Origin of the sequence: Acetobacter senegalensis (assembly GCF_001499615.1) — a bacterium.
In the GTDB taxonomy this organism is placed as follows: Bacteria; Pseudomonadota; Alphaproteobacteria; order Acetobacterales; family Acetobacteraceae; genus Acetobacter; species Acetobacter senegalensis.
The window spans coordinates 2,679,965-2,703,151 of record NZ_LN606600.1 but is presented as its reverse complement, the minus strand read 5'-3'; the positions used below and the strand labels follow the sequence as shown (position 1 = coordinate 2,703,151).

The window sequence follows — 23,187 nt, the reverse complement described above, 5'->3', positions numbered from 1 at the left end:
CCGCTTATGCTGCGGCAGGCGTCAGCAGGCCTTTTTCAAGAGCCTTGGTAAAATGGTCCCAATCCGTTTTTGTCTGAACAGCGTAGGCCGCGGAAAAACCGGTAATGCCATCCGCAAAAGCCCGACCTTTGCCAATATAGCCAGCAATCGCGGCAACATCGCCCGACCGGGCATGAGCACGGGCCAGAACCCGCCCACACAGGCGCGCATAGTCGGATAACCCTTCCTGCGCAAAGTCCGCGCCAATTGCAGCCAGCCGCGCATCCTTTACCCGCCTGACGTAAAATTCCAGATCCGCGCCATTCAACGCTGCGGCTGGCGAGGCCTGCGGTTGAGAGGCCACCGCGGGCGCATCATTGGCATCACTGCGCGTCCATCCCAGAAAGGCATCAGACACAGCCTGCATGATCCGCTGCCCTGTCACTACCCGTTCGCCCTGATTGAAAAACGGCGGATATGGGGAGGAAACAAACGGGGCCAGAACGGACTGCTGTGCCTCCTTGATCTGAAGCAGAAGCACGTCTCCATCCGGGGTGGCAAACAGGCCTATGGCGCAGAACGTGCCAACACTACCCACCCCCACCACCTTGAAGATGACATCCTTGAGGCTGTAGCGATTGAGCAGGCAAAGCCGCTCAGGTGGCTGGCTGGCGCAATAACGCGCAAATGCATGGCGCACGGCGTCTTCCTGCGCAGGAAGACGCACAACCAACGGCGGATGCTCCCGCAGGCTGGGAGCGCCGCTATCATCCGCAACAAGCCCGAAATGCCGGCTTGCGCTCTCCAACCTCTTGGCAAGCGTCGCCTCTATCCGGGCGCGGACCTTCCGGTCCCCAAAATGGGCTACGGCGGTGGTCAGATCAACGCGGTCCAGCCAGACTTGAAGCGGCGTGAGCGCGGCCAGGCGCGTCATTTCCGCCCCGTATGTCAGCGCCATGTCTTCAGCAAGTGCGCCCGCCACCTTTGCGGACAAGCCTGTTTCTTCTCCCGCAAGCACCAGCGATGTGCCAAGCCGTTTGACATCCCACTCAAATGGGGCTGGCAGGGTTTCGTCAAAGTCATTGATATCAAAAACCGGCAGCCCCTCGGGTGAGGCATAACTGCCGAAATTGGCCAGATGGCAGTCTCCGCAGGCCTGCACCATCAACCCGGTTGCTGGCGTATGGGCGAGGTCTTGCGCCATAACCGCAGCCGCCCCGCGCAGGAACGCAAACGGAGACACCTTCATCCGCTCGTAGCGAACCGGAAGAAGGCTGGCGATCCGGTGCTTGCCCTGCTCTGTAAGGATGGTGACAGGATCTTTCCGGTCTATCAGCACCGCCCATTCGGCCTGTGCCGCCCGGCGCACCGCTTGCCGGAGGGCTGCCCCGTGGGCGTAACGTTCAGCCCGTGTCAGGGCAGAATGGGGAGGAGAAGCCGCACCCGGAGCGGTTGAGATATGGTCAATCATGGCTCCTTATAACAGGAGCCAGCCTTGATCGGGCACGCTGGAAGAAAAAATGTCTCTTTAAAGAGAGGGCCCTTTCTGCAGGACAGATTTGAGACTTTCCATCCGGCTGGCGATATCGCGGTAATTCAGCGCCTTTTCAACATGCTTGAGGTGCATGTCCATCAGCCTGACAGCTTCCATAGGCTCTCCGGCTTCCAGCGCATCAATAATCTGACTGTGTTCATCACAGGATTCATGTGCATCGTGAGAAGACTGATACAGGGCGGCAATCAGCACGGTTCTGGTCGTCAGGTCCTGCAGGATGGACCCCAGCACAGGGTTGCCGATGGTTTCCGCCAGACAGACATGAAAATGCCCCAGCAGATAACTGCGCTGTGCACGGTCATCTTCCTCCAGCGCCCGCTGCTCGTTCCTTACATGCTCACGCAGGATAGCTATTTTTTCCGGCGTTACGTGATCCGCCGTGGCCAGCATGCCCACTTCCAGCGCCCGACGGGCATTGATGGTGTTTCGGGCTTCCTCCACCGTTGGTTCGATCACAAACCACCCCCGGCGCGGCATGACTTCCACAATGCCCCGTGCCTGCAAACGGATCATGGCTTCCCGCACAAGGGTGCGAGAGACCTTGAAAATCTCGGACAGTTCCTTCTCGCCAAGCCGTTCACCGGGCGCGATGTATCCAGAGAGCGCCGCATAGACGATGCGGTTCTCAATCACATGAGGCTGGTGGTGCGAAGCGGGTTCTGAAGACTCGGTCATACCAATTTATGGCCCCGTTTTCAGGGTTTAGACAAGCCTGCTGCGTGGCTGTGCCTTCATGCCATCAGAAAAACCTGCTCCATCCGTTTCTGATAAGTCTCTGTTTTTCCATGCAAAGAGATTTTGCAGCGGATTGCACGCCGGAAAGGCCGTCTTTTTTATTGCTCAATCAGATCATTTCGCTTGTATGCAAGAAATAATTGCAGTTATGTTACGTTTCATAAGGTTCTTGTATGCAAGGTGTTCACCATGGCTGAGAGAGGCAGAAAGCATCCCGTTGAGCATCATGATGCCCAACACGCCAACGCTATGGGTCTGTCATTGTGAAAGCCTTTTTTCCCATGCGCTCCCTGTTCCTGCAGATTGTGGTCATGACAGTGCTCGGTGTGCTTGCAGGCGTATTCACGCCGCACGCCGCTCAGCATTTCAAGCTGCTGAGTGATGTCTTCCTCAAACTGATCTCCATGATTGTCTCTCCGCTTGTTTTCTGCGTGATTGTGCAGGGCATGCAGGGGGCAGGCACCATCCGCACAGTTGGGCGGCTGGGCAGCAAGGCGCTTCTGTATTTTGAAGCCATGACAACTGTGGCGTTAGGTGTGGGGCTGCTGGCTGCCGTCACCCTGCATCCCGGAACAGGCCTATCCCTGCCGCAGCAAGATCTTTCTCAAGCCGCCCAGCAGGCACATCAGCAAGCCTCTGCCCTGAAGACAGGCGGCGTAGATGCGTTCATTCTGCACCTTATCCCCAAAAACCCTGCTGATGCCTTTGTGCATAATGATGTCATGCAGGTGCTGGTTTTTGCACTCATCTTCGGGTGCGCCCTGCTCCTCGCCGGGGAACAGGCAGCCCCCGTGACACGCCTTGTTCAGGCGCTCAGCACCATCTTCTTCCGTATCATGGGTATTATCGTGCGCTTTGCACCTCTGGGGGTGTTTGGGGGTATCAGCTACACCATCAGCCATTACGGTCTTGGCTCTATCGAGCCTCTGCTCCGCTTCCTGTTTGTCTATTTTCTGGCTGTCATTCTGTTTGTTGGGCTGATACTGGGCGGCCTGCTGCGCTTGTATTGCGGCGTCAATATCATCTCTCTGCTGCTCTATCTTCGTGAAGAAATGAGTATCGTGCTGGCCACAACGTCGTCTGACGCAGTTCTCCCCCAGATCATGCAGAAGCTGATTGATATGGGCGTGGGCCGCAAAACGGTGGGGATTGTCATTCCCGCCGGTTATTCCTTCAATCTTGATGCGCTCTCCATTTACCTGGGCCTTTCCATTCTCTTTCTGGCACAGGTTGCGCAGGTTACGCTGAGCTGGCCCCAGTTGCTTCTGGTGATTGGCATGGCGCTCATAACATCCAAGGGGGCGCATGGCGTACCGGGGGTGGCGATTGTCATTCTTGCCGCCACTGTGTCTCTGGTTCCTGAAATTCCGACCGTTGGCCTTGTGCTTCTGGTGTCTGTGGACTGGTTTGTGGGAATTGCCCGTGCCTTTGGCAACATTGTGGGCAATTGCGCCGCCGCCATTGTGGTCGCAACATGGGAAAAAGACATAGATCTACAGCATGTTCGCAAAACGCTGGCCCATGCGTCTACCTCAGAAAACACCAGACAGACCAACACGCATACTCTGAAAAACATCCCTAACGACGATATCGGGGGAGAATGAGATGTAACGCTTCCGCGCCCCCATCCTTTCCCCACCCGTTCTGTTTTCCCCTGAGGTTGACGATGTCTCTTCGTGCGCCAACGCCCAAGCTTTGCCTGAAACTTGTTCTCTCCTGCACCTGCCTGAGCGCCATTCCGCTTTTTGAAACAATGGCGGCAACAACGCCTGCGCATCATGCTGCGCCCCGCACCGTGCAGGCAAGCACGCGCCATGCAGGCCCCACGGCCAGAAAACCCACCCACGCACGCCGCAACACCGGGCCGCTCACCGCGTCTCAGGGCGAAGATGTGCAGGTCAGCATTCATCGTGATCCTTTCCGCAATCAGCAGCATGTGCCTGATTCCGCCACCCGCCTGACCGGCAAGGATTTGCAGGAACGCAACGTACGGCAGATGACTGATCTGATCCGCGTTGCCCCCAACCTCACCGTCCAGCCCTCTAACGGATCGGCCGGGCTGAACTTCGCCCTGCGCGGCGTAGGCATGGCGGACCTGACCCAGAACAACCTACCATCAGTGATGCCGTATGTGGATGATGTGGCCATGCCCATCAGCATCATGACCTCCGGCATCATGTTTGATATGGACAATGTGACCGTCAACCCCGGTCAATCCGGCCTGACACATGGGCAGGTCACAACCGGCGGGGAAATCAACTTCCATACCGCAGACCCTACCCGCACTTTCCACGCTGGCATTACAGAAGATATTGCCAGCTATGGCCGCAACCGGGTTGAAGGTTATCTGTCCGGCCCCATTGGCAAATCACTCTCCTATCGTATCTCCGGCCAGTCCCTTACCGGCGGCGGTTTTCAGCACAACACGCAAGGCAAAGGTTTTGGCAATGCGGATCTGGGCGCGTTACGGGGCAAGCTGCGCTGGCAGATAGATGATACCACCCGGCTGGATATTGGCGGCCACTGGACAAGTGACCAGTCCGACGCCCCGGCGGGCGCCATCATGACCAACAGCTACGGTATTCCCACCAACCAGAATGACATCATGGCCACCAACTGGGGGCTAAGCCAGCAGTTTGCCAACGCCATTGGTATCAGCGCCAGCAATCAGAAACCACGGGAAGACAATCTGTTCTGGGGCGCAAATGTCCGCTTCACCAAGGATTTCTCATGGGGAAGACTGACTACTGTCAGCGCCTATGAAAGCTTGGACGAACATGAACTGTCAGACCAGACCAACACAGTTGGGGCCTATGGCAACATGTACCGCAACAATCAGACCAACTTCTTCTCGCAGGAAGTAAAACTGGCATCCAACAACGTGGCAGACCGTCTGCAATGGGCTGTTGGCATGTATTACAACCGCGGCAGAACCAATTCCAATTTCTGGTATGACATGTCAGACCGTTATGCTTCCACAGATAACGGGCTGTATTTCTACAAAACGGCATACGGCCAGAACCAGCAAACCTTCAACCAATATGCACAGGTTTCCTACCGGCTGATCAAGGGATTGCGTCTGATTGGCGCTATCAGCCATGAATCTGATGATCGCCAGTTGCTTAATCTGGTTGGCACAACCTACAGCGGGGCCAAAGCCACAACATCCACCGTATTTGGCTCAAGCGGTGCGCTGGCCAACCAGTTCTCAGGCCGGGTGGGGCTGGAATATCAGGTAACACCGCACATCCTCACCTATGTTGACTTCCGCCGTGGCTTTAAGCCCGGTGGGTTCTCTGCCAACATGACCAGCGTGCCCGAACAGCTTAAACCCTTCAAACCGGAACAGGTTCTGACCTATGAAGGCGGTTTCAAAACCTCCTTCCTGAACGATAAACTCCGCTTCAATGCGGCCGGTTTTTATTATGATTATCGGGACCAGCAACTTCTTGGCAGTATTGTGGTGCCTGTTTATGGCGTGCAGGGCGCATATGTTAACGCCCCACGGTCCTATATTTACGGTGCAGAATTCAACGCCCAGATCCGCCCATTCCGTGGCCTGACACTGACCCAGAACTTTGGCTACCAGCATGGTGTTTACAGCCAGTTTCAGGGCGTGGACCGTTCCGCAACCACAGCCCATTATAACCAGACTGGCCAGTGGTCGGCTTTCTATACCAACTATAACGGCGTCGATATGGGGCTGGCCAATCTGACCCTCAGCGGGTCCGCCATGTATACATGGAAGGTTCTGCGTGACTATCAGATGACGTTTGACGTGGACTACAGCTATCGCGGTGCGCAAACACAGCCGCAATATATTGGGCTTGGCGGCTATTACCGCGCGCCCGCCTATTTTCTTGTCAACAGCTTCCTGACCTTTGCATCACCCAAACAGCATTGGTCCGTCACCGTGTATGGGCAGAATCTGGCGGATCGTCGTTACTGGCTGTCTGGCGGCACACAGTCCACTTTCTACTCCGTTATTCCCGGCAACCCGCGCTTTGTGGGGGCTAAACTGAACTTTACTTACTGATATTTTGGGAAAAGCCAGCGTTCACTGATCTGATTTTTCAGGAAAAGAAAACGTTCAGCGGCTTCCCCAGATACACCAAAAGGCGTCCGACGAAGAGGACGCCTTTTTCATTATGCTCATATCACGATACTATTTTCACGATCCCTACAAATATATTTTCTACACTACCCCATTTACTCTCTATTTCTCAAACAACACGTAAATCACATCCAAAAAGGCATCATTTTTTATTTTCACATGACCGTATCAAGTCAATACACGGTACAGGCCATGACATCTCCAAGCATAGATCAATGCTATTCCTGCCGCAAGCCGCCCTTATTCAGGCTCGCTCCTGCCAAAATTTATAGACAGGTTCTGGTACATACAGAAGGTGACGTGCACGGGTACACGCCACATAGAGAAGGTTGATTTCCTGATCACACTCCTCCACACGTCGAAGAAGCTTCTCCTTCTGGCGGGCCATGAATTTTTCAGAAAGGTCTTCCTGCTCCTCCAGTTTCAACAGACGCGCCAAGGCACGCTCCCGCCGGGCAGCCCATTCTGAAGGCGCTTGAAAGTCATCCAGCATGATAACGGTGTCAAACTCGCGGCCCTTGGCTTTATGCGCCGTTGAGCAGACAAGGCTGACATCGTCCGGGCTTTCACGATGTAATGCCTGAATGGCCTTCACCTTCGTATCCAGATCATGATTATGCCTGTCTATAATGGTAAAAAGTCGCTTGGCGGTCGGGTCCGCATTTTCACCATCCTTGGCGGCAAGCAGTTCCTTCCATGATCCAAATGGCAGCGCGCCTTCCGTCCCTCTAGCCATAGGGTTGGTGTGGCGCCGGTATAACGTCAGCGCTGCCCGAATTTCCTGCATCATATCCTGCACACCGCCCAGAACATGAAAAGGCGTCTGGATGTTTACAAGGCTTTCAAACAGGCGCGCATTGGTACGTGCCAGAACCAGCGTATTCCGCGCAGGACGGATTTTCCCAGTGTAATGACGGATTGTGCTCGGCTGCGCCGGGTTTCCGCGTAGCCGATGCCGCGCTGGTCTGGAATGCTGGGCCAGGGTCGCGTTTGAAAGGCGGGCTATGTCCTCCCCAAACCGCCAGCTTTGCGTTAAAGGCAATTCCTGCACCTTCAGCGCCCCCATGGCATCTATGGCTCCCCGGAACGCATAAATGGACTGATGCGGGTCCCCTACCGCCACAACAGGCAAACCGGATTTTTCCAGAATGGAAAACAGCACAGGGTTCAGATCCTGCGCTTCATCCACCATGATATAGTCATAGCCCGTGATTTTGCGGTCCATTTCAAACCGCTTGAGATACACATCATGCGTTATAGGAAAGGTGGTGTTTTCAAACCGGATAATATATTTGAAAGCCTGCGCCACAAAAGTGCGGATAGCGCGGTTCCGTTTGGCATCCTTTTCCGGACAGTGAGCCTGCGTCAGTTTGGTGCCTCCACTGATGAGAAAAGCCGTCAGTGTTTTCAGCACCGTTTCCGCACTTCCGGCGGGGGCGGTCATCCGCAGTTCCTGTTCAAGCTGCCTGATATGCCGGGTCGTGTAGCGCGGAATGATGCGCTCACGCTCCAAGGCACGAATATTCAGGTCCTGATAAGCATAACTATGGGCGGTACGGGCCTCAATATGCCGCGGAAACCGGCTACGGGCTTCGCGTGCAATGGCACTGTTGAAGGCCAGATAGAGCCCTTTATGTCCCGCCCATTTTTCACTGAACAGAACCAACGTGGTTGTCTTGCCACACCCGGCTCCGGCCACCACCTTGAAACTGCTTGTGGGGCTCTTGGCCAGAATTGCCAACTGCTCGGGTGTAAATGCACTCATTCACCATACTCATCTCTACGTACCAACGCTGGGGCCTTGTAACCCAGATTGCGAAATGAGGGAGGTTTATTTGTAGCATAATGTGTGGGTGGGAAAATCGAGGTAAAACGATCCATGCTGCAATAGTGCCGAAGTCAGCAAAAAGTCAGGTATGAGGCTTGGAATATGCCGGAGGGCTTTCTGGACCTTTCCCGTCAGTTTTACGCCATCAACCGTAGCTGTCATGGGCCGGTATACGGCAAGAAACGTCCCTACTCCCGTAGTTGTCAGAGCCCTGAAAGATGTTGCCTGTTTTTGTTCTTCTGGAGAAAAATACGGCACATGCTCAAAAAATAAAGCGTCACCAATATTACCGCTATCCAAGTATGCATAGCGCACCGACTGATCTGAAACGACAGGAAAAACCAGATATGCCGAGTTTGCAGACGGATCACTCGAAAGAAGCATTGGCCTGTGACAATCATACTCCGCCGCCGGGCCGAAAGTCACCCCAGTATCGGTCATATGAAAATGAGGAAACTGTTTTAAAATCTGCAAGCCAAGAATTGTCTTTTTCGCCGTCGTTGTCTGAAAAATTACATTATGAAAAAACAGTTTTCCCAATCGTCAGATTATCCACCACAACAAGCGGACCAGTATCTGATCGACCTTCAGCATCAAAAGAGTTAGATACTTTTCCAATACTCTTAAACCCGCCTGATTTAAGATATTCTTTTGGCAATATACTGATAAATACCCCTGTATCCAGAACAGCATCGACCTTTTGCTGATTGATCAATACCGGTACAACCGGATTGATACCAGGCACGGCTTTTCTTTGTAAGGTTTTTACGTAATCCACATGGTTAACGGGTGCCCAATCAACAGAAGGCGTTGGTAAATCTTCTGTCGGGACATTGAGGGTAATATGATCCATATTTATAAATTTTAGTGATGGAATACGGAAGAAATCCCTTAAAGGCTTCTCATATTTTCCTTGCAGACCATGCAAGGCCACAAGCCAGTCTTTCCACGATCCAGCCAACCCAGCATTTCCAGCCTTTAGAATCTCCGCATACATAATAAGCGGTTCAAGATCACGGAGCCCTCCCTCGCGCTCCAGATACGCCACCATACGGTTTGCCTGTTTGTCCGATTGTGTGAAGTCGCCCTGCATGCGTGCAAGCACTGATGCAGCCAGTAACGACCAAAAGGGAGTTTGACTCGCCAGCATTGTCTGCACCGCGCGCGGGTCCCCCGCATGCATACCTTGAACAATACCCGCCTTATCCCCCATACCCAATGTTACACTTCCATCGGGGTTGTGTCTTATGGTCCGCGTGAACTCTGGTGAAATTGTCTGAGCCTCTGCCGCGACCGAAACCGCCATCCATAGACACCCGACACCAAGCGCTTTCCAAGCAGGCATTCTTGAAAAATAACGATACATCATAATAATAGACAATCCAGAATTAAAAACACACTTTTACCTTAATTCGATCATAGAATTGATTCTATAAAATACACATCCAAGTACCACAAATTTTATACCTTAGGTTTTTAGATGTAGCTGGACCAACACTCTTGCCCCTTGCACACGATCGCCTACCGCGGCTTAATTCCAATTACAAAAAGGAAGACTCTGATCAGTCCGGTAAGGAGTAGAATGGCTCACACAAACATGGCGGCCCTTCGTGAAGCCGCTGGCACAAACTTTGAAGCGTTTACTTCGGCCGATGCCGCTGTGGATCAGCTCTGCGCCCTTTACAAAAACAGCACACAACGCCTGCATACCCAGTTTGCGGCGCGGCAGGGGTGCCCTCCGCATGAAGCCACATACCCCTGTCTGGCTTTGGAATTGCCCACGGGAACTGCCATCAAAGGGCGTCCCCCGTTTGATGTGATGCTGGAGCCGGGGTTTTATTGCTCCACCATCACGCAACCCGCCCTGTTCCGGGATTATCTGCGCGAACAGATCGGCCTGCTGCTGCACCACTATGGCCAGCCTGTTCTGGTTGGCTGTTCACACCGGCCTGTGCCGCTGCCCTACGTCATGGAAGAAGCCGTAACCGGCCTGACAGAGACAGACCTGCGGCTGCTGCAAGAACAGTTTGTGCTGCCTGATCTCCATTACACGGATGACAGCATCGCCAATTGTGAATTGCTGCCAGACCCCAGCCGCCCACGGCCTCTGGCGCTCTTCACGGCAGAACGCACGGACTACTCCCTGGCACGGCTGCATCATTATACGGGCACCAAACCGCGCCACTTCCAGCGCTTTATTCTGCTGACCAACTACCAGCGCTATGTAGACACCTTCCGCGATTATGCACGCACGCAGGTCGATGATCCGAACAGCCCCTACACTGCCTATGTCGAACCGGGAGAACAGATCTACACCGGGCCGGACAGCACGGAAACGTTCACGCCGCTTACCAGCCTGCCACAGATGCCCGCCTACCATCTGTGCCGCCCTGATGGGGATGGCATTACACTGGTCAATATTGGGGTTGGCCCCTCCAACGCCAAAACCATTACAGACCATCTGGCCGTTCTGCGCCCCCATTGCTGGATCATGGTTGGCCATTGCGCGGGCCTGCGCCGCTCCCAGATTCTAGGGGATTATGTGCTGGCCCACGGCTATGTTCGGGACGACCACGTGCTGGACGACGATCTCCCGCCATGGGTGCCTGTCCCCCCTATTGCCGAAGTTCAGGTGGCCATGCAGGAAGCCACCGCCCGCATCACCGGCCTGCACGAGTCGGAAATCAAGACTCGCCTGCGCACAGGCACGGTCATGACCACGGACAACCGGAATTGGGAACTGCGGCTGCGTCAGCTCTTCACCCAGATCAACATGAGCCGCGCCATAGCGGTGGACATGGAATCCGCCACCATTGCGGCCAATGGCTTCCGCTTTCGCGTGCCATACGGTACCTTGCTCTGCGTTTCAGACAAGCCTCTTCACGGAGAACTGAAGCTGCGCGGCATGGCAAATGCGTTTTATCGTGAGAGAGTGAGCCAGCACCTGATGGTCGGCATTGAAACCATGCATATGTTGCGTGAGGAAGGCGTTGCCCGCCTGCATTCACGCAAACTGCGCGGGTTTGATGAGCCCCCGTTCCGGTAATGGACAATGAACAAACTGCAACGAGCCTGGAAAGGGCCTGAACTGTATGCCTAGCGCCACACCTTCCACCATCCCTGAAGGGGTTCCTACCATCCGCGTTGTCGCCATGCCGACGGACACCAACCCGGCAGGGGACGTGTTTGGTGGCTGGATCATTTCCCAGATGGATCTTGCCGCAGGCACCACCGCCGCCTTCCGGGCCAACGGGCGTGCCGCTACGGTCGCCATCAACGGGCTGGTGTTCCTTGAACCCGTGGCCGTGGGTGATGAGGTGAGCATCTATACGGAAATCACCCGTGAAGGCCGCACATCCATGACCATTCATGTGCAAACATGGCGGCGCGCCCGCCATACGCATCTCACCTCCAAGGTGACGGAGGGGGATTTCACGTTCGTCGCCCTCGACGCCAACCGCCGCCCTCGGTCCCTGCCCCCCATCAAACCGGGCGATGCCCCCGTCAATCCTGAAATCTGAGGCCGTAATCCCGGTAATCACTGCCCAAGGTTACCGGGATGCCTCCCCCTCTCCCCTGCGCGCAAACCCTGTTTGGTCCGTCGCGGCCCACAATCGGGCGAAGCGGCCTGCGCTATCCTGCCATCCATGTTCCCGACCGTTCCAGCTCTTCTTTTTTACGGCAGAGCATTCCGTCCAGCCCGGATTTAAGCTAGAGCGTTGGCAGACATCAGGTTGAGTGTCAGCCTGAGTGTGTCATCAGGCATCCATCTTCCCTCTTTACCGTTACGTTAGCGGTAGAGATTTCGCCCTGTGGCGGAGCGCATCAGGAGTTCAGCCCTCTTGCGTCTGGAAGAGCAAAGACTAAGGATCAGCCGCCGCGCAAATTCTCTCTTGCGGGGTGGTTTCTGCACGGCCAGCCTTTTAACCACAGGCTGGATGGCAGGGTAGCAAGCAGTCAGGACGGGAGACCGGGCGCGTATGAAACATTGGCAGATTGATCAGTTACCGTGGGACAGCTTCGATCCCTCCAAGGTGGACCCTGAACTGGTGAAGGCCGTGAAGGCAGCCTCTGTTGTGGAACGCAACAGCGTGGACTACGCCCAGTACCTGAATAACGTGTTCTATGATGATCCGGATTTCCGGCAGGCGGCCGACCATTGGGCCGTGGAAGAAATTCAGCATGGGGATGCACTGGGCCGCTGGGCCATGCTGGCTGACCCTAAGTGGGACTATCAGGAGGCCTTTCAGCGCTACCGTGATTTCTACAAGATTCAGTTGGATGTTGATCAGTCCATCCGTGGCTCCCGCACGGGTGAACTGATTGCACGCTGCATGGTGGAAACCGGCACGTCCTCCTTCTATACGGCGCTGGCGGATGCAACGGACGAACCTGTGCTGAAGGCCCTGTGCAAACAGATTGCAGCGGATGAATTCCGCCACTTCAAGCTGTTTTATGATCACATGCACCGCTATCTGAAGCGCGAGAAGATCAGTACGCTACAGCGCGCCCGCATCGCCCTTGGCCGCGTGACAGAAAGCGAGGATGATGAACTCGCGTCCGCCTATCATACAACCAATGAACCGGCGGGCATGCCTTACGATCACAACCGCTGCATTGCCAACTATATGGCCCGCGCCATGAAGACCTATCAGCCCAAACACCTGAAACGGGTAACGGGCATGATCTTCAAGACCATTGGCCTGACCCCGCACAGCAAATTGCAGGATCTTGCCTTTTATGTTGCTGAAAAACTGTTTTTCAGCCGCCAGAAGAAATTCGCCCGCATGGTGGGGCTCACTTAGCATTCCCGCTTTTCAGCCCCCCACGCGACGAAGCAACAGAAAAAACCTGCGAGCGGCCGCCGTGCTCACCGCAGGCATGTTCCATCCCGTCTCTTAAATTACGCAGCGCAAAAGAGACCAGACGCCAACAGTTTCTACTCGCTGGCAGCGTGACTGAATACTTATCTATTCTCTTCCGGGTTTCTCATAACATTCAATCAACAAAGTTAAAGAATAATCCGGCACCCCATTTCAATTTATACACTATATTCATTACAGATATTCTTCCCCTCTGCTTTCAATAAAAACGGAACTTCCTGGCACCACCCGCGTGGAGGGTTCGAAAAACCCTCTGGTATTGAGGTCTGCTCTGTGATTCCATTTTCCTTGCGTTGATTGGAGTATGGATCATGAAGCAGGCGGGATTTTTTGACGTTGAAGAGCGGCTTGCCCGGCTGAGCGGGCTTGGTGATCAGCTCGAAGCATTTTCCCGGACTGTGGATTTTGAAGTCTTCCGCCCTGACCTGGAGAAGGTTCTGGCGTATTCTGACGGAAGCAAAGGCGGACGACCGCCATTTGATCCGGTGCTGATGTTCAAAATTCTGGTGATCCAGACGCTCAACAATTTGTCTGATGAGCGGACGGAATATCTGATCAACGATCGCCTCTCCTTTATGCGTTTCCTTGGGCTGGGACTTTCAGATCGGGTGCCGGATGCCAAAACGGTCTGGCTGTTTCGCGAGCGTCTGACCCAGGCGGGTGCGATCGATGGGCTGTTCAACCGCTTTGATGCGACCCTGCGCAACGCCGGGTATTTGCCGATGTCCGGCCAGATCCTGGATGCCACACTGGTAGCGGCTCCAAAGCAGCGGAACACCAACGCAGAGAAAGCCGATCTTCGGGAAGGACGTATTCCTGAAGACTGGCAGGACAAGCCGTCAAAGCTGTCGCACAAGGATCGTCATGCGCGCTGGACGCTAAAGTTCACCAAAGCGAAGCTGCAGGATGATGGAACCATGCCATCCAGTGATCTCGCCATCCCGTTCTTTGGCTATAAATCGCATGTTTCCATCGATCGGAAATACCGGTTCATCCGGAAATGGAAAACAACGCATGCCGCCGCCAGTGATGGCGCGAGATTGAGAGAGGGGCTGCTGGATAAAACCAATACGGCCTCAAGTGTCTGGGCTGACACGGCCTATCGCTCAAAAGCCAACGAAGACTTCATGGAAAAGCAGGGATTTGTTTCCAAGGTTCATCGCAAAAAGCCGCATCTCAAGCCTATGCCCCGGCATATCCAGAAATCAAATGCTGGAAAGTCGGTCATCCGCTCGCGTGTCGAGCATGTCTTTGCCGATCAGAAGTCACAGACGGGGCTGTTTGTCCGGACTGTCGGTATCAGTCGAGCCACCATGAGGATCGGCCTGGCCAATATCGTCTACAACATGCGCCGCTTCCTCTTCCTGCAGCGGATCAGCACCACAGCGTAGCTATCAAGCGGATAACAGCGCCCAATCTGCTCAAAACGCAGACCGGATGCCATCGCAAAAACCGTCAATCAAATCGCCAAAAGCCAGAAATCACGGGCCACGCACATCAATTGACGGTTCTTCGATCCCTCCATCTTCAGAGCGATGGGCTGGGGAGGCGTCAGTTCTTTTTGGCAGCAGAGGGACTGTTCTCTCCCGGATCAATACCAGTGTCGTAGGATTGTGGCGAGGAAGTGGATGGCCCGGCTCGGTCCAGATTTTCATATTGTTCCGGGCTGGCAGGGATATCGATGCCGCCTGCCGGAGTGGGGTGCCGTAACCCTTCGTACTGGAAGCCGGTAAAGGTCATGGTCTGGTTGGGCGTGGGGAGAAGCTTGTCTTGCCATCCGCCTCCCAATGCCCGCACCAGACCGACTGATGCCTGAAGTGCGCGCGCCTGAATCTGGGCCTGCTCAATCCGGGCATCAAGCGTGTTGACCTGGGCAATCAGGGCATCCAGATATCCGTCAGCACCCCCTTTATAAAGAGTCATGGTCAGGGTCTGAGACTGCATTGCAGCATCAACCGCCTGTTTCAGCCGTACATTTTCTGCTCGTAGTCGCGCCGTCAGGGAGAGGCCGTTTTCCACATCTCTGAAGGCCGAGAGCACCGTCATGCGGTAGTGGTCGCGCGTTTCACGGTAAGCGGACCAGGAGCGCTGCAATTGCGCACGCCGTAAGCCCCCTTCAAACAGTGGCATGGTCGCTGAAGCGCCATAAGACCACATGCTGTTTGCCAGATTGGCCAGATCAAAGCCGTTGCCATCAAAGCCCCCGTTGGCGTTGAAGGAAACGTGGGGATAAAATGCTGCACGGGCAATGCCGATTGTACGGTTTGCCTGCGCCATTTCGCGTTCAGAAACGGCAATATCCGGTCGCCTTTGCAACAGTTCAGAGGGGAGGCCTAACGGCACAGTCGGTTCAGCATCGTCCTGCTGCGCAACAGCAGGAATATGGAAAGAGGAAGGGGAGGCATTAACCAGTACGGCCAAGGCATGTTCCAGCACTTCACGTTGTGCCTGTACGTCAAGCTGGCGAGCCTGTGTCATGTAAAGCTGGTTTTTGGCGCGGGCGACATCAATGCCCGTAGCGTCCTGATTATCAAGCCGGGTCTGGGTCACATGCAGCGCCTGCTGATAATAGCTGATGGACTGGCTATAAATTGCGTTCTGTGCATCCAATCCACGGAGGGCAAAATAATCTGTTGCCACTTCGGCCTGAAGGCTCAGGCGCGCCGCTGCGTATTGGGCGGCCTGTTCCTGTGCATAATATTTCTGCGCCCGCACACGGTTACGAATAGCGGACCAGATATCAGGTTCCCAGCTTGCCAGACCGCCATAATATTCATCAGTTGCAGTGATAGGACCTTTGTATCGGAAGAGCCTGTCCGCTGAACTCTTATTATCGCTTGACCCGAATGCCAGCGCAAAATGGGGTAACAGATCAGACCGTGCTTCCATAACAATGGCGCGGGCCTGAATAAAACGTTCAGCGGCGGCCTGAAGGTCCGCATTGCTCTCCGTGGCCTGTGTTTCCAGCGTTGTCAGGGTGGGGTCCGCAAACAGGGTCCACCAGTCAGACCGCAGGACTGTATCCTGCGGCTGGGCTTCCCGAAACAATCCTTGCCCATGCCATGAGGCCGGCACAATAAAATGCGGAGCCTGATAGGTGGGGGCCAGATCACAGGCGCTCAGGACTGTCAGCGCGGCAAGGGTCGTGCCTTTCAGAAGGATGTGCTTGCTCATTCGTCATCATCCCCATCGGTCTGGCTGTCCGCCGTTGCCAGGTAGCCTTTTTCCGGCACGCTGAGCCGAACACTTTCTCCTTCCAGAAGATCAGCAGGAGGGTTGTTGATGATGCGATCCTGCGGGCTCAGGCCAGCATCCACTTCCGTATAGGCATCAGACATACGGCCCACGGTAATTGCCTTGTAATGCGCCTTGTTTTGCGCATCGACCGTGACCACCTGCATACCCTTTTCTTCAAAAACCAGCGCCCCTGTGGGAATGGTGTAAATGCCCCCTTCCGCCGGTGCGGAAAGAGCGACAGAAGCAAAGGTGCCAGGCCAGAGTTTCTGGTCTGCGTTATCAATGGTAAATTCCGTTACTGCCGTGCGGGTATTGGGATCATACCCTTTGGCAATGGTCAGGAAACTGGCCGTAACAACCTGATTAGGGTACTGCGGCACGGTGACACGTGCTTTCAAACCCGGTTTCAGAACGTAGGAAAACACTTCTGGCACCGAGACAAAAAGCCGCATTTCGTGTGTGTCCGCCACGGTAAAGAGTTCGCTGGCTGTGCCGTTGGCGTTCAGGTTCCCCCCGCCCGCCGCAACATAGTCCCCAACGCTGATGTTTCTGGCGGTCACAACACCATCAAAGGGCGCTATGATGGTTTTGAATTTTTCCAACGCATCATAATGGTCCACATTGTGCTGTGCTGCTTCTAGCGCAGCGCGGGCGGATTGTTCATTGGCGTTCTGCACAGACACGGATTGTCCTGAAACAGCCTGTGATTTCCCCATGGACCGCCAGCGGTCAGCCGTAACGGTTGCCAGCCCGTATTTGGCCTGCGCTACCTGAAGGTCCGCTTTGGCCTGAGCATATTGTGCGTCCAGCCCGGGGGCGTTGATTTCAGCCAGAATATCCCCTTTTTTGACCGGGGCACCGTAGTCCTTATACCACATTTTCACATAGCCTGAGACCTGCGCATAAATGGGGGCTTCGTACCATGCGCTGATATTACCCGGCAGTGTCATGGACAACGTGGGTGGGGCAGGTTTGGGCTGCACAACAGCAACATCCGGCACGCTGGCGTGTGTGGCATCCGCTTGCAGCGCAACTTCATTGTGCAGATGCTGGATTTCCAGATAGCCGACATACACAACCAGAGTGCAGAGCAGGGCGCCGACAAAAAGACGTTTTTTGGTAAGGGTGGACATTATGCAGCCTCCTTCCCGTTCTCGTGGCCCGTATCTGTCGGGCGGCGGGGTTTGGTGTGAGAGGTATTGTGAAAAATTGCGTAAACACAGGGAACAAACAGCAGAGTGGAGACTGTTGCAAAAATAAGTCCACCAATCACCGCTTTGCCCAAAGGTGCGTTTTGTGAATTGCTGGTCGCCATGGGCACCATACCAATCACCATGGCGGATGCGGTCATGATCACAGGACGGATGCGGCCAAAGCCAGCTTCTACGGCGGCAGAAAGCGCGTTGCCATGCAGGGCCAGACGCTCCTTGGCAAAAGAGACCACCAGAATGGAGTTGGCGGTGGCCGTGCCCATGCACATGATGGCCCCTGTCAGCGCCGGAACGGAAAGACGGGTCTGGGTCAGGAACAGGCTCCAGGCAATGCCAGCAAGGGCACCGGGAAGTGCGGAGATAATGATGAAAGGATCAAGCCAGGACTGAAAATTGATCACAATCAGCATGTAGATCAGCACAATGGAGACCACTAACCCTGCTATCAGTTCCACATAGGCGCCATGCATGGTAACGGCCTGACCGCGGATATCCACAGCAGCGGTTGAGGGAAGATCAGCCTTGCTGTCAGCAACAGTTTTCTTGACACGGGCCAGAACGGAGCCAAGGTCCGTGCCTTCTGTTGAAACATAAACATCAATTTCCGGCATGGAATTGTAGTGTGAAACCTGCCCCGGTGTGCCGGTTGGCGTAATGGTGCTGATGCTGCCAAGAAGCTGCATGTCTGTGCCCTTGGGGTCATTATCTCCTTTATCAACCGGAATGGTCAGTAGATCATTGTAGTGTGTGAGCTGGTCCTGCGAGACATAGACATTCAGTGGGAAGGTAATGCCGCTTTTGGGGTCCAGCCAGTATTGCGGATCAACCGTCTGGCTGCCTGAAAGAGTCATCAGTTCATTATTGGCAATATCAGCTTCCGTCATGCCGGTCGCCTGCCCGAAGGTGCGGTTGCCCTGCACAAACAACGTGGGCGTTTTCATGGTTTGCTGAACAACTACATCCACCGCGCCGGGAATGGCACGCAGTTTGTTTACCAACAGACGTGCGTATTGGTAATTGTCACGAATATCCGGGCCAGAGACCTGAATATCAATGGGAGCAGGAGACCCAAAATTCAGAATCTTTTCAGTCAGGTCAGCAGGCTGAAAGGTGAAGACAGAGCCTGGAAATCTGGCAGAAAGATCCGTACGCAGCAGTTTGCGATAATTCCAGACAGGCGACGTTTCATCCTTGAGGGAGATGGTGAGGTCACAATCCTGCGTGCCAATGGATGGAGTAGGAATAAATGCCTGATTATGCGGGCCTTCCGGCAAGCCACAGTTATTGATAATACCCGAGACTTTTCCGGGCAGAATCTGCTCAATCCTGTCATCCACCAGAGCGACGATGCGCCCCGTTGTTTCAATGCGCATACCCAGCGGTGTGCGCATGTGCATCTGCATCGTGCCGGATTTGACTTCGGGAAAGAAATCCTGTCCCGCCATAAGGAACAGGCCCAGAGAAAGCACGGATGCGCCCAGAAAACAGGCCGCAAACAAGCCACGCCGCACAATAATCCGTTCCAGAAGTCTCCCGTAACTTATGCGGAAATTATGAAAGCTATGTTCGAATTTGTTCTGGAAACGCCCCAGAACACCTTTCGGTAACGCCAGATGTTCATCACTATGCAAGCCGGGATGCACCTGTCCGGCCAGCAGATATTTGGCCATGGTTGGCACCAGAGTCCGGGAGAGAATGAAGGAGGCCAGCATGGCGAAAACAATGGCTTCCGCCATGGGCATGAACAGCCATCCTGCCACGCCACTCAGGCGGAAAAGGGGTGTCCACACAATGCAGATACACAGGGTTGAGACCAGCGTGGGAATAACAATCTGGTTGGCTGCATCAATAATGGCAGGTTCCAGTTCTTTCCCTTCTTCAAGGTGCGTATCAATGTTTTCGATCATCACCGTGGCATCATCCACCAGAATCCCCACGGCCAGAGCCAAGCCGCCCAGAGTCATGACGTTGATGGTCTGACCAGCCATCAGAAGGCAGATAATGGCGGTCAGAATAGCCAGCGGTATGGATGTTGCGATAATGAGCGTGGACCGCCACGAACCCAAAAACAGAAGCACCACAAGGCCGGTCAGAACGGCTGCGGTTGCCATTTCCCGCACCACATCCTGAATGGCGTCTTTCACGAAAATCGAGGCATCACTCAATATGGAAATATGCACATCTGGTGGAACAAGTTTCTGAATGCGTGGGAGGAGTTCCTTGGTGCGTGCCACGACATCCAGCGTGGAGGCATCACCGCTTTTCATGACTACTACTTCCACCCCCTGCCGGCCTTTGACCAGAACAAGGTTTGTCTGTGGGTGCCCGCCACGGTAAACCTGTGCAACATCATGCACGTAAATAACCGCATTCCCCACACGTTTTACGGGAATGTCTCCCAGTTCCTTCATGGAGCGCGGGGTGGCGTTGGTCTGCACCATCCAGTCCGTCGTGGCAATTTTCTGATCCCCGGCGGGCAGAACAATATTCTGCTTGCGCAAGGCGTTCTGCACATCCATGGCGGATAGATGATGGGCCTGTAGCTGCTTCTGGTTAAGCGCCACCATGATAAAACTATCCATGCCACCGTAAGGATGTGGCAGAACGGCCCCCGGTACGGTCACCAGAATGGGGCGGATGCGTGTCATGGCAATTTTATACAGATCAGACGGTGTCTGTTTTTCCGAGGTAATCTGAAGCGCCAGCACAGGCACGGAAGATGCTTCCAGCCGCATGACCATGGGGGCAGGTATGTTATCAGGAAGCTGTTTGATAACAGTTTGTGAAATGGCGGTTACTTCCGCCTCAGCTTCACCAATATCCGTGCCCGGCTGGAAGTAGATGTTGACAATGCTCCTGCCGTAATAGGAGCTGCTTTCCATATGTTCGATGCCCTCCACTGTGGAGGTTACGGCCAGTTCATAATTGTAGGTGATACGGCCAGCAAACTCTTCAGGCAGCATCCCGCCATAAGTCCATACCACGGACACAACGGGAATCCGGATATTGGGAAACACATCAGTCGGCGCCTGAAAAAGGGACAGTACGCCAAAAGCGAGAATAAGCAGCGAGAGGACGACAAATGTATAAGGTCGCTTCAGCGCCGTCACGACGATGGCGTTCATGCGTTTCCTTCCTTGCTGGAATCAGTGGAATTCCGCGCAAGATAGAATTGGACTTATGCAATAATCTTTTAAAAAAAATATTATCCTGTTAAAAAGAGTTTTATGAAAAAAGAAAAATAACAAGAAGTTTTCATGAAATTGAATTTATGAAAGACGATAGGTTCTGGATTTTCGGCTCCGCGCTTATTTATATTTTCTTTATCAGTGTCTGAGTTCATGAGGGCGAAAGAGACACGGTTGCGCTGCTCCTGCATGGAGGCACACTCTGACCCCTTCTTTTTTCGTTCTCGTGCATTTGGAATGTTCAAAAACCTTTTTTTGGTTTTAGAGAGCCGTCACAACTGTTTGATAGTGTTGCAAGTAAGAAAAAAAGCGGACAGGAAGTTTTCTGAACTATGGAGTGGCGATTGGCTACCAGGGTGAGGAAGGACATTGACGACAAAGGCTACCTCAACACTCTGGAATTGAGGTTGGAAGCCTCTTTACTGGCGCAGGGGCAAAAAATGGGTTTGTGCCATCATGCAGAGGTGCTCAGGCAAAAAGACGCGGCTCAGGCAGAACCAAAGAGCGCCAGCCCGATTGAGGCGCTAGACTGATTTTGGCTTCTTTTGAAGCGGCCCTTACATACTGGATCAGATGACCTTCACAGTGCGGGCAGACTTGCTTCGGCTCACTTTGGCTCTCTCTTTGAAGATGGTGGCCTGAAGTGCGTAGAGAAGGGGCGGAGTTTCAAAAAGGCTTCCTCTGCGGTGACGCAGAAATGTCATGATATCTTGCTGTAAACTTTCCTGAGCTTCGCACGTTGATCGCTCGAGGAGAGCAAATTTTGCGCTGATGTTTTTTCGATGAGTTGAGGGATAATGTGGGAAGGATTACAGCCCCTTCGGTGATGTGGCTGTGAGGCAGAGATATTCGGGCTTTCCTTATTTTTACTCAATGAGCAGGGCTGAATTATGAGTGTTGCATCGTCTCACCGAGTTCCTGTCACTCTCGTTACCGGTTTTCTGGGCGCGGGTAAAACCACCTTGATGCGTCATATTCTCCAGAATGTGCAGGGGCATCGGGTGGCGGTTGTGGTGCAGGCTGGTGGGCCGCTTGGCAATGGCGGAGAGTTTCTACGGAAATACGGCATGGAGGGATGTGGTGATGAAGAAAGTATCGAACTCCCTAATGGCTGTTTGTGTTCTACCGTAAGGGACGATTTTCTTCCTGCCCTGGAAAGCCTTTTGAATCGAACAGACCCACCCGAGCACGTTGTTATTGAAACATCCGGTCTGGCACTGCCCCGTTCACTTCTGAGGGCGTTTGGTGCGCCTACCGTGCGTAACCGGGTGACGGTGGATGGGGTTGTAACCGTTATAGATTCCTTTGCTGTGGCATCTGGTCGGTTTGAAGATAAATCGGCTAGTGAGGACGGTATGTCCATGGCGGGAGGGCCTTCCGCGCATGAGAACCCGATAGCGACTATTTTTGAAGATCAATTAAGTGCAGCGGATCTGATTGTGCTGAACAAGACTGATCTGCTGGATAAAGCAGGAATAGATACCGTAGAAAAAGCCATCAAACTGGCTGCGCCTCCTTCTGCCAGAATTCTGCGCACCACCGAAGGTAAAGTGGATCCGGCCGTTCTGTTGGGTGTGGGAGCAGAAGCAAAGGCTGATTTAGGTAATGCACCTTCTGTTACTGGGGTAGAAAATCCTGTTTTTGGACATGATGATTTTGAAAGCTTTGTGATCAAGGTGCCAGAGCAGTTGAGTGTGGAAGGATTTTTGACCCTCCTGCAAAACGTGGCGCGTAAATATGATGTGTTGCGGACCAAAGGCTATGCTGCTGTGCGGGGGCAGTCCCAACGCTTGGCGGTGCAGGGGGTGGGAACGCTTTTCGGCACGAGTTTGATCGTTCCCTGGCGGCCGGAGCCGACCGTATGGGGCGTATTGTGATGATCGGTCAGAAGGGGCTGAAAGAAACTGCCCTTCGGTCAGCCTTGTTAGAAGCAGGTTAAGATGGAGGCTGAAAGTAAGGCAATGGTACACAGAAAATAAATAGTCCTTGTTCAGGAATGTATTTATTTCAAAAAGTTTTCTTTTTGAAGTTGGTTTGTGACTATATTTTTGAGAAGTGAAGAAATAATGTTTCACTAAAACATATGGTACATTCAATTCGGTCCATTATGTGCAAAGCATACTCTATGCTCAGAAAGTTTCGGTTGGGCTATGAGGCAAAGAGCAGGAAACGTGATGGCGGACGTCCCTGCCGGGAGAGATTTTCTCGATAGGTGCGACTGTGTCGACGGAACAGGAAAAGCTCCGCGCAAAAAATAACGATACTCCATATAAACGCCCAAAAAGCGTAATTCAGCCGTTTGTAGCCATTCTTTACCATGACTAATCCGAGGGCTGTGGCCAATGACGTTAATATGGTTCATACAATGTTTCGGATATTGACCTTTTATTGTCTGCTCACAGCAAAAATTCTTATGATTATTTTCTCTGGATACGAACCCTACATATAGAATGAAGG

14 protein-coding genes and 1 pseudogene are annotated in these 23,187 nt (G+C 53.7%); 7 read left to right on the top strand and 8 right to left on the bottom strand.

All coding sequences use genetic code 11. The features are described from left to right. Positions 1 to 4 precede the first annotated feature (4 nt). Positions 5 to 1,450, bottom strand: coding sequence for a DUF2252 domain-containing protein (locus ASN_RS12635; protein WP_058988387.1), 1,446 nt, complete (start codon positions 1,448 to 1,450; stop codon positions 5 to 7). 57 nt (positions 1,451 to 1,507) lie between these two features. Next, positions 1,508 to 2,209 carry a GntR family transcriptional regulator gene (locus tag ASN_RS12630; RefSeq protein WP_006558087.1) on the bottom strand — a complete coding sequence of 234 codons (702 nt, stop codon included), beginning with the start codon at positions 2,207 to 2,209 and terminating at the stop codon, positions 1,508 to 1,510. 341 nt (positions 2,210 to 2,550) lie between these two features. On the opposite strand from ASN_RS12630, the gene ASN_RS12620 reads away from it, so the two are divergent. Further along, entirely contained in the window at positions 2,551 to 3,873 is a 1,323-nt protein-coding gene (locus tag ASN_RS12620) for a cation:dicarboxylate symporter family transporter (RefSeq protein WP_058988385.1), read from the top strand. Positions 3,874 to 3,935: 62 nt separating this feature from the next. Then, the gene (locus tag ASN_RS12615) at positions 3,936 to 6,305 is read left to right on the top strand and encodes a TonB-dependent receptor (protein WP_058988384.1); all 2,370 of its coding nucleotides are present in this window, start codon (positions 3,936 to 3,938) and stop codon (positions 6,303 to 6,305) included. Positions 6,306 to 6,627: 322 nt separating this feature from the next. Here ASN_RS12615 and ASN_RS12610 read toward each other — a convergent pair whose 3' ends face one another. From ASN_RS12610 to ASN_RS12600, 3 genes are all read right to left on the bottom strand, one after another. Next, on the bottom strand, positions 6,628 to 8,148 hold the full coding sequence (locus tag ASN_RS12610; RefSeq protein WP_058988383.1) for a UvrD-helicase domain-containing protein: 1,521 nt from the start codon (positions 8,146 to 8,148) through the stop codon (positions 6,628 to 6,630). Between the two features lie 66 nt (positions 8,149 to 8,214). Continuing rightward, entirely contained in the window at positions 8,215 to 8,751 is a 537-nt protein-coding gene (locus ASN_RS12605; protein ID WP_058988382.1) for a hypothetical protein, read from the bottom strand. After that, entirely contained in the window at positions 8,729 to 9,580 is an 852-nt protein-coding gene (locus ASN_RS12600; protein WP_157765183.1) for an aspartyl protease family protein, read from the bottom strand. Before ASN_RS12600 ends, ASN_RS12605 begins: the two co-directional genes overlap by 23 nt. Before the next feature lie 213 nt (positions 9,581 to 9,793). Here ASN_RS12600 and ASN_RS12595 point away from each other — a divergent pair, with 213 nt between their 5' ends. The 4 genes from ASN_RS12595 (at position 9,794) to ASN_RS12580 (ending at position 14,485) form a co-directional block, all read left to right on the top strand. After that, positions 9,794 to 11,257 carry an AMP nucleosidase gene (locus tag ASN_RS12595; protein ID WP_058988380.1) on the top strand — a complete coding sequence of 488 codons (1,464 nt, stop codon included), beginning with the start codon at positions 9,794 to 9,796 and terminating at the stop codon, positions 11,255 to 11,257. A 46-nt stretch (positions 11,258 to 11,303) separates the two neighbouring features. Continuing rightward, the gene (locus ASN_RS12590; RefSeq protein ID WP_006558448.1) at positions 11,304 to 11,732 is read left to right on the top strand and encodes an acyl-CoA thioesterase; all 429 of its coding nucleotides are present in this window, start codon (positions 11,304 to 11,306) and stop codon (positions 11,730 to 11,732) included. A 459-nt stretch (positions 11,733 to 12,191) separates the two neighbouring features. Beyond that, on the top strand, positions 12,192 to 13,016 hold the full coding sequence (locus ASN_RS12585) for an acyl-ACP desaturase (protein WP_058988379.1): 825 nt from the start codon (positions 12,192 to 12,194) through the stop codon (positions 13,014 to 13,016). Between the two features lie 389 nt (positions 13,017 to 13,405). Beyond that, entirely contained in the window at positions 13,406 to 14,485 is a 1,080-nt protein-coding gene (locus ASN_RS12580) for an IS5 family transposase (RefSeq protein ID WP_058988266.1), read from the top strand. A 160-nt stretch (positions 14,486 to 14,645) separates the two neighbouring features. Here the strand turns inward: ASN_RS12580 and ASN_RS12575 are convergent, their stop codons facing one another. Genes ASN_RS12575 through ASN_RS12565 form a run of 3 tightly spaced genes read right to left on the bottom strand, consistent with a single transcriptional unit; the run spans position 14,646 to position 20,667 of the window. After that, positions 14,646 to 16,268: an efflux transporter outer membrane subunit gene (locus ASN_RS12575; protein ID WP_058988378.1), complete on the bottom strand. Its 1,623-nt coding sequence runs from the start codon at positions 16,266 to 16,268 to the stop codon at positions 14,646 to 14,648. Beyond that, positions 16,265 to 17,464 carry an efflux RND transporter periplasmic adaptor subunit gene (locus tag ASN_RS12570; protein ID WP_058988377.1) on the bottom strand — a complete coding sequence of 400 codons (1,200 nt, stop codon included), beginning with the start codon at positions 17,462 to 17,464 and terminating at the stop codon, positions 16,265 to 16,267. Before ASN_RS12570 ends, ASN_RS12575 begins: the two co-directional genes overlap by 4 nt. Continuing rightward, a complete protein-coding gene (locus ASN_RS12565) occupies positions 17,464 to 20,667 on the bottom strand; it encodes an efflux RND transporter permease subunit (RefSeq protein WP_058988376.1) in 3,204 nt (1,067 codons plus the stop codon). The genes ASN_RS12570 and ASN_RS12565 overlap by 1 nt, the downstream gene beginning before the upstream one ends. A 953-nt stretch (positions 20,668 to 21,620) precedes the next feature. Here ASN_RS12565 and cobW point away from each other — a divergent pair. Beyond that, positions 21,621 to 22,669 (top strand): annotated as a pseudogene (cobW, locus tag ASN_RS12555) (cobalamin biosynthesis protein CobW). Positions 22,670 to 23,187: the final 518 nt, after the last annotated feature.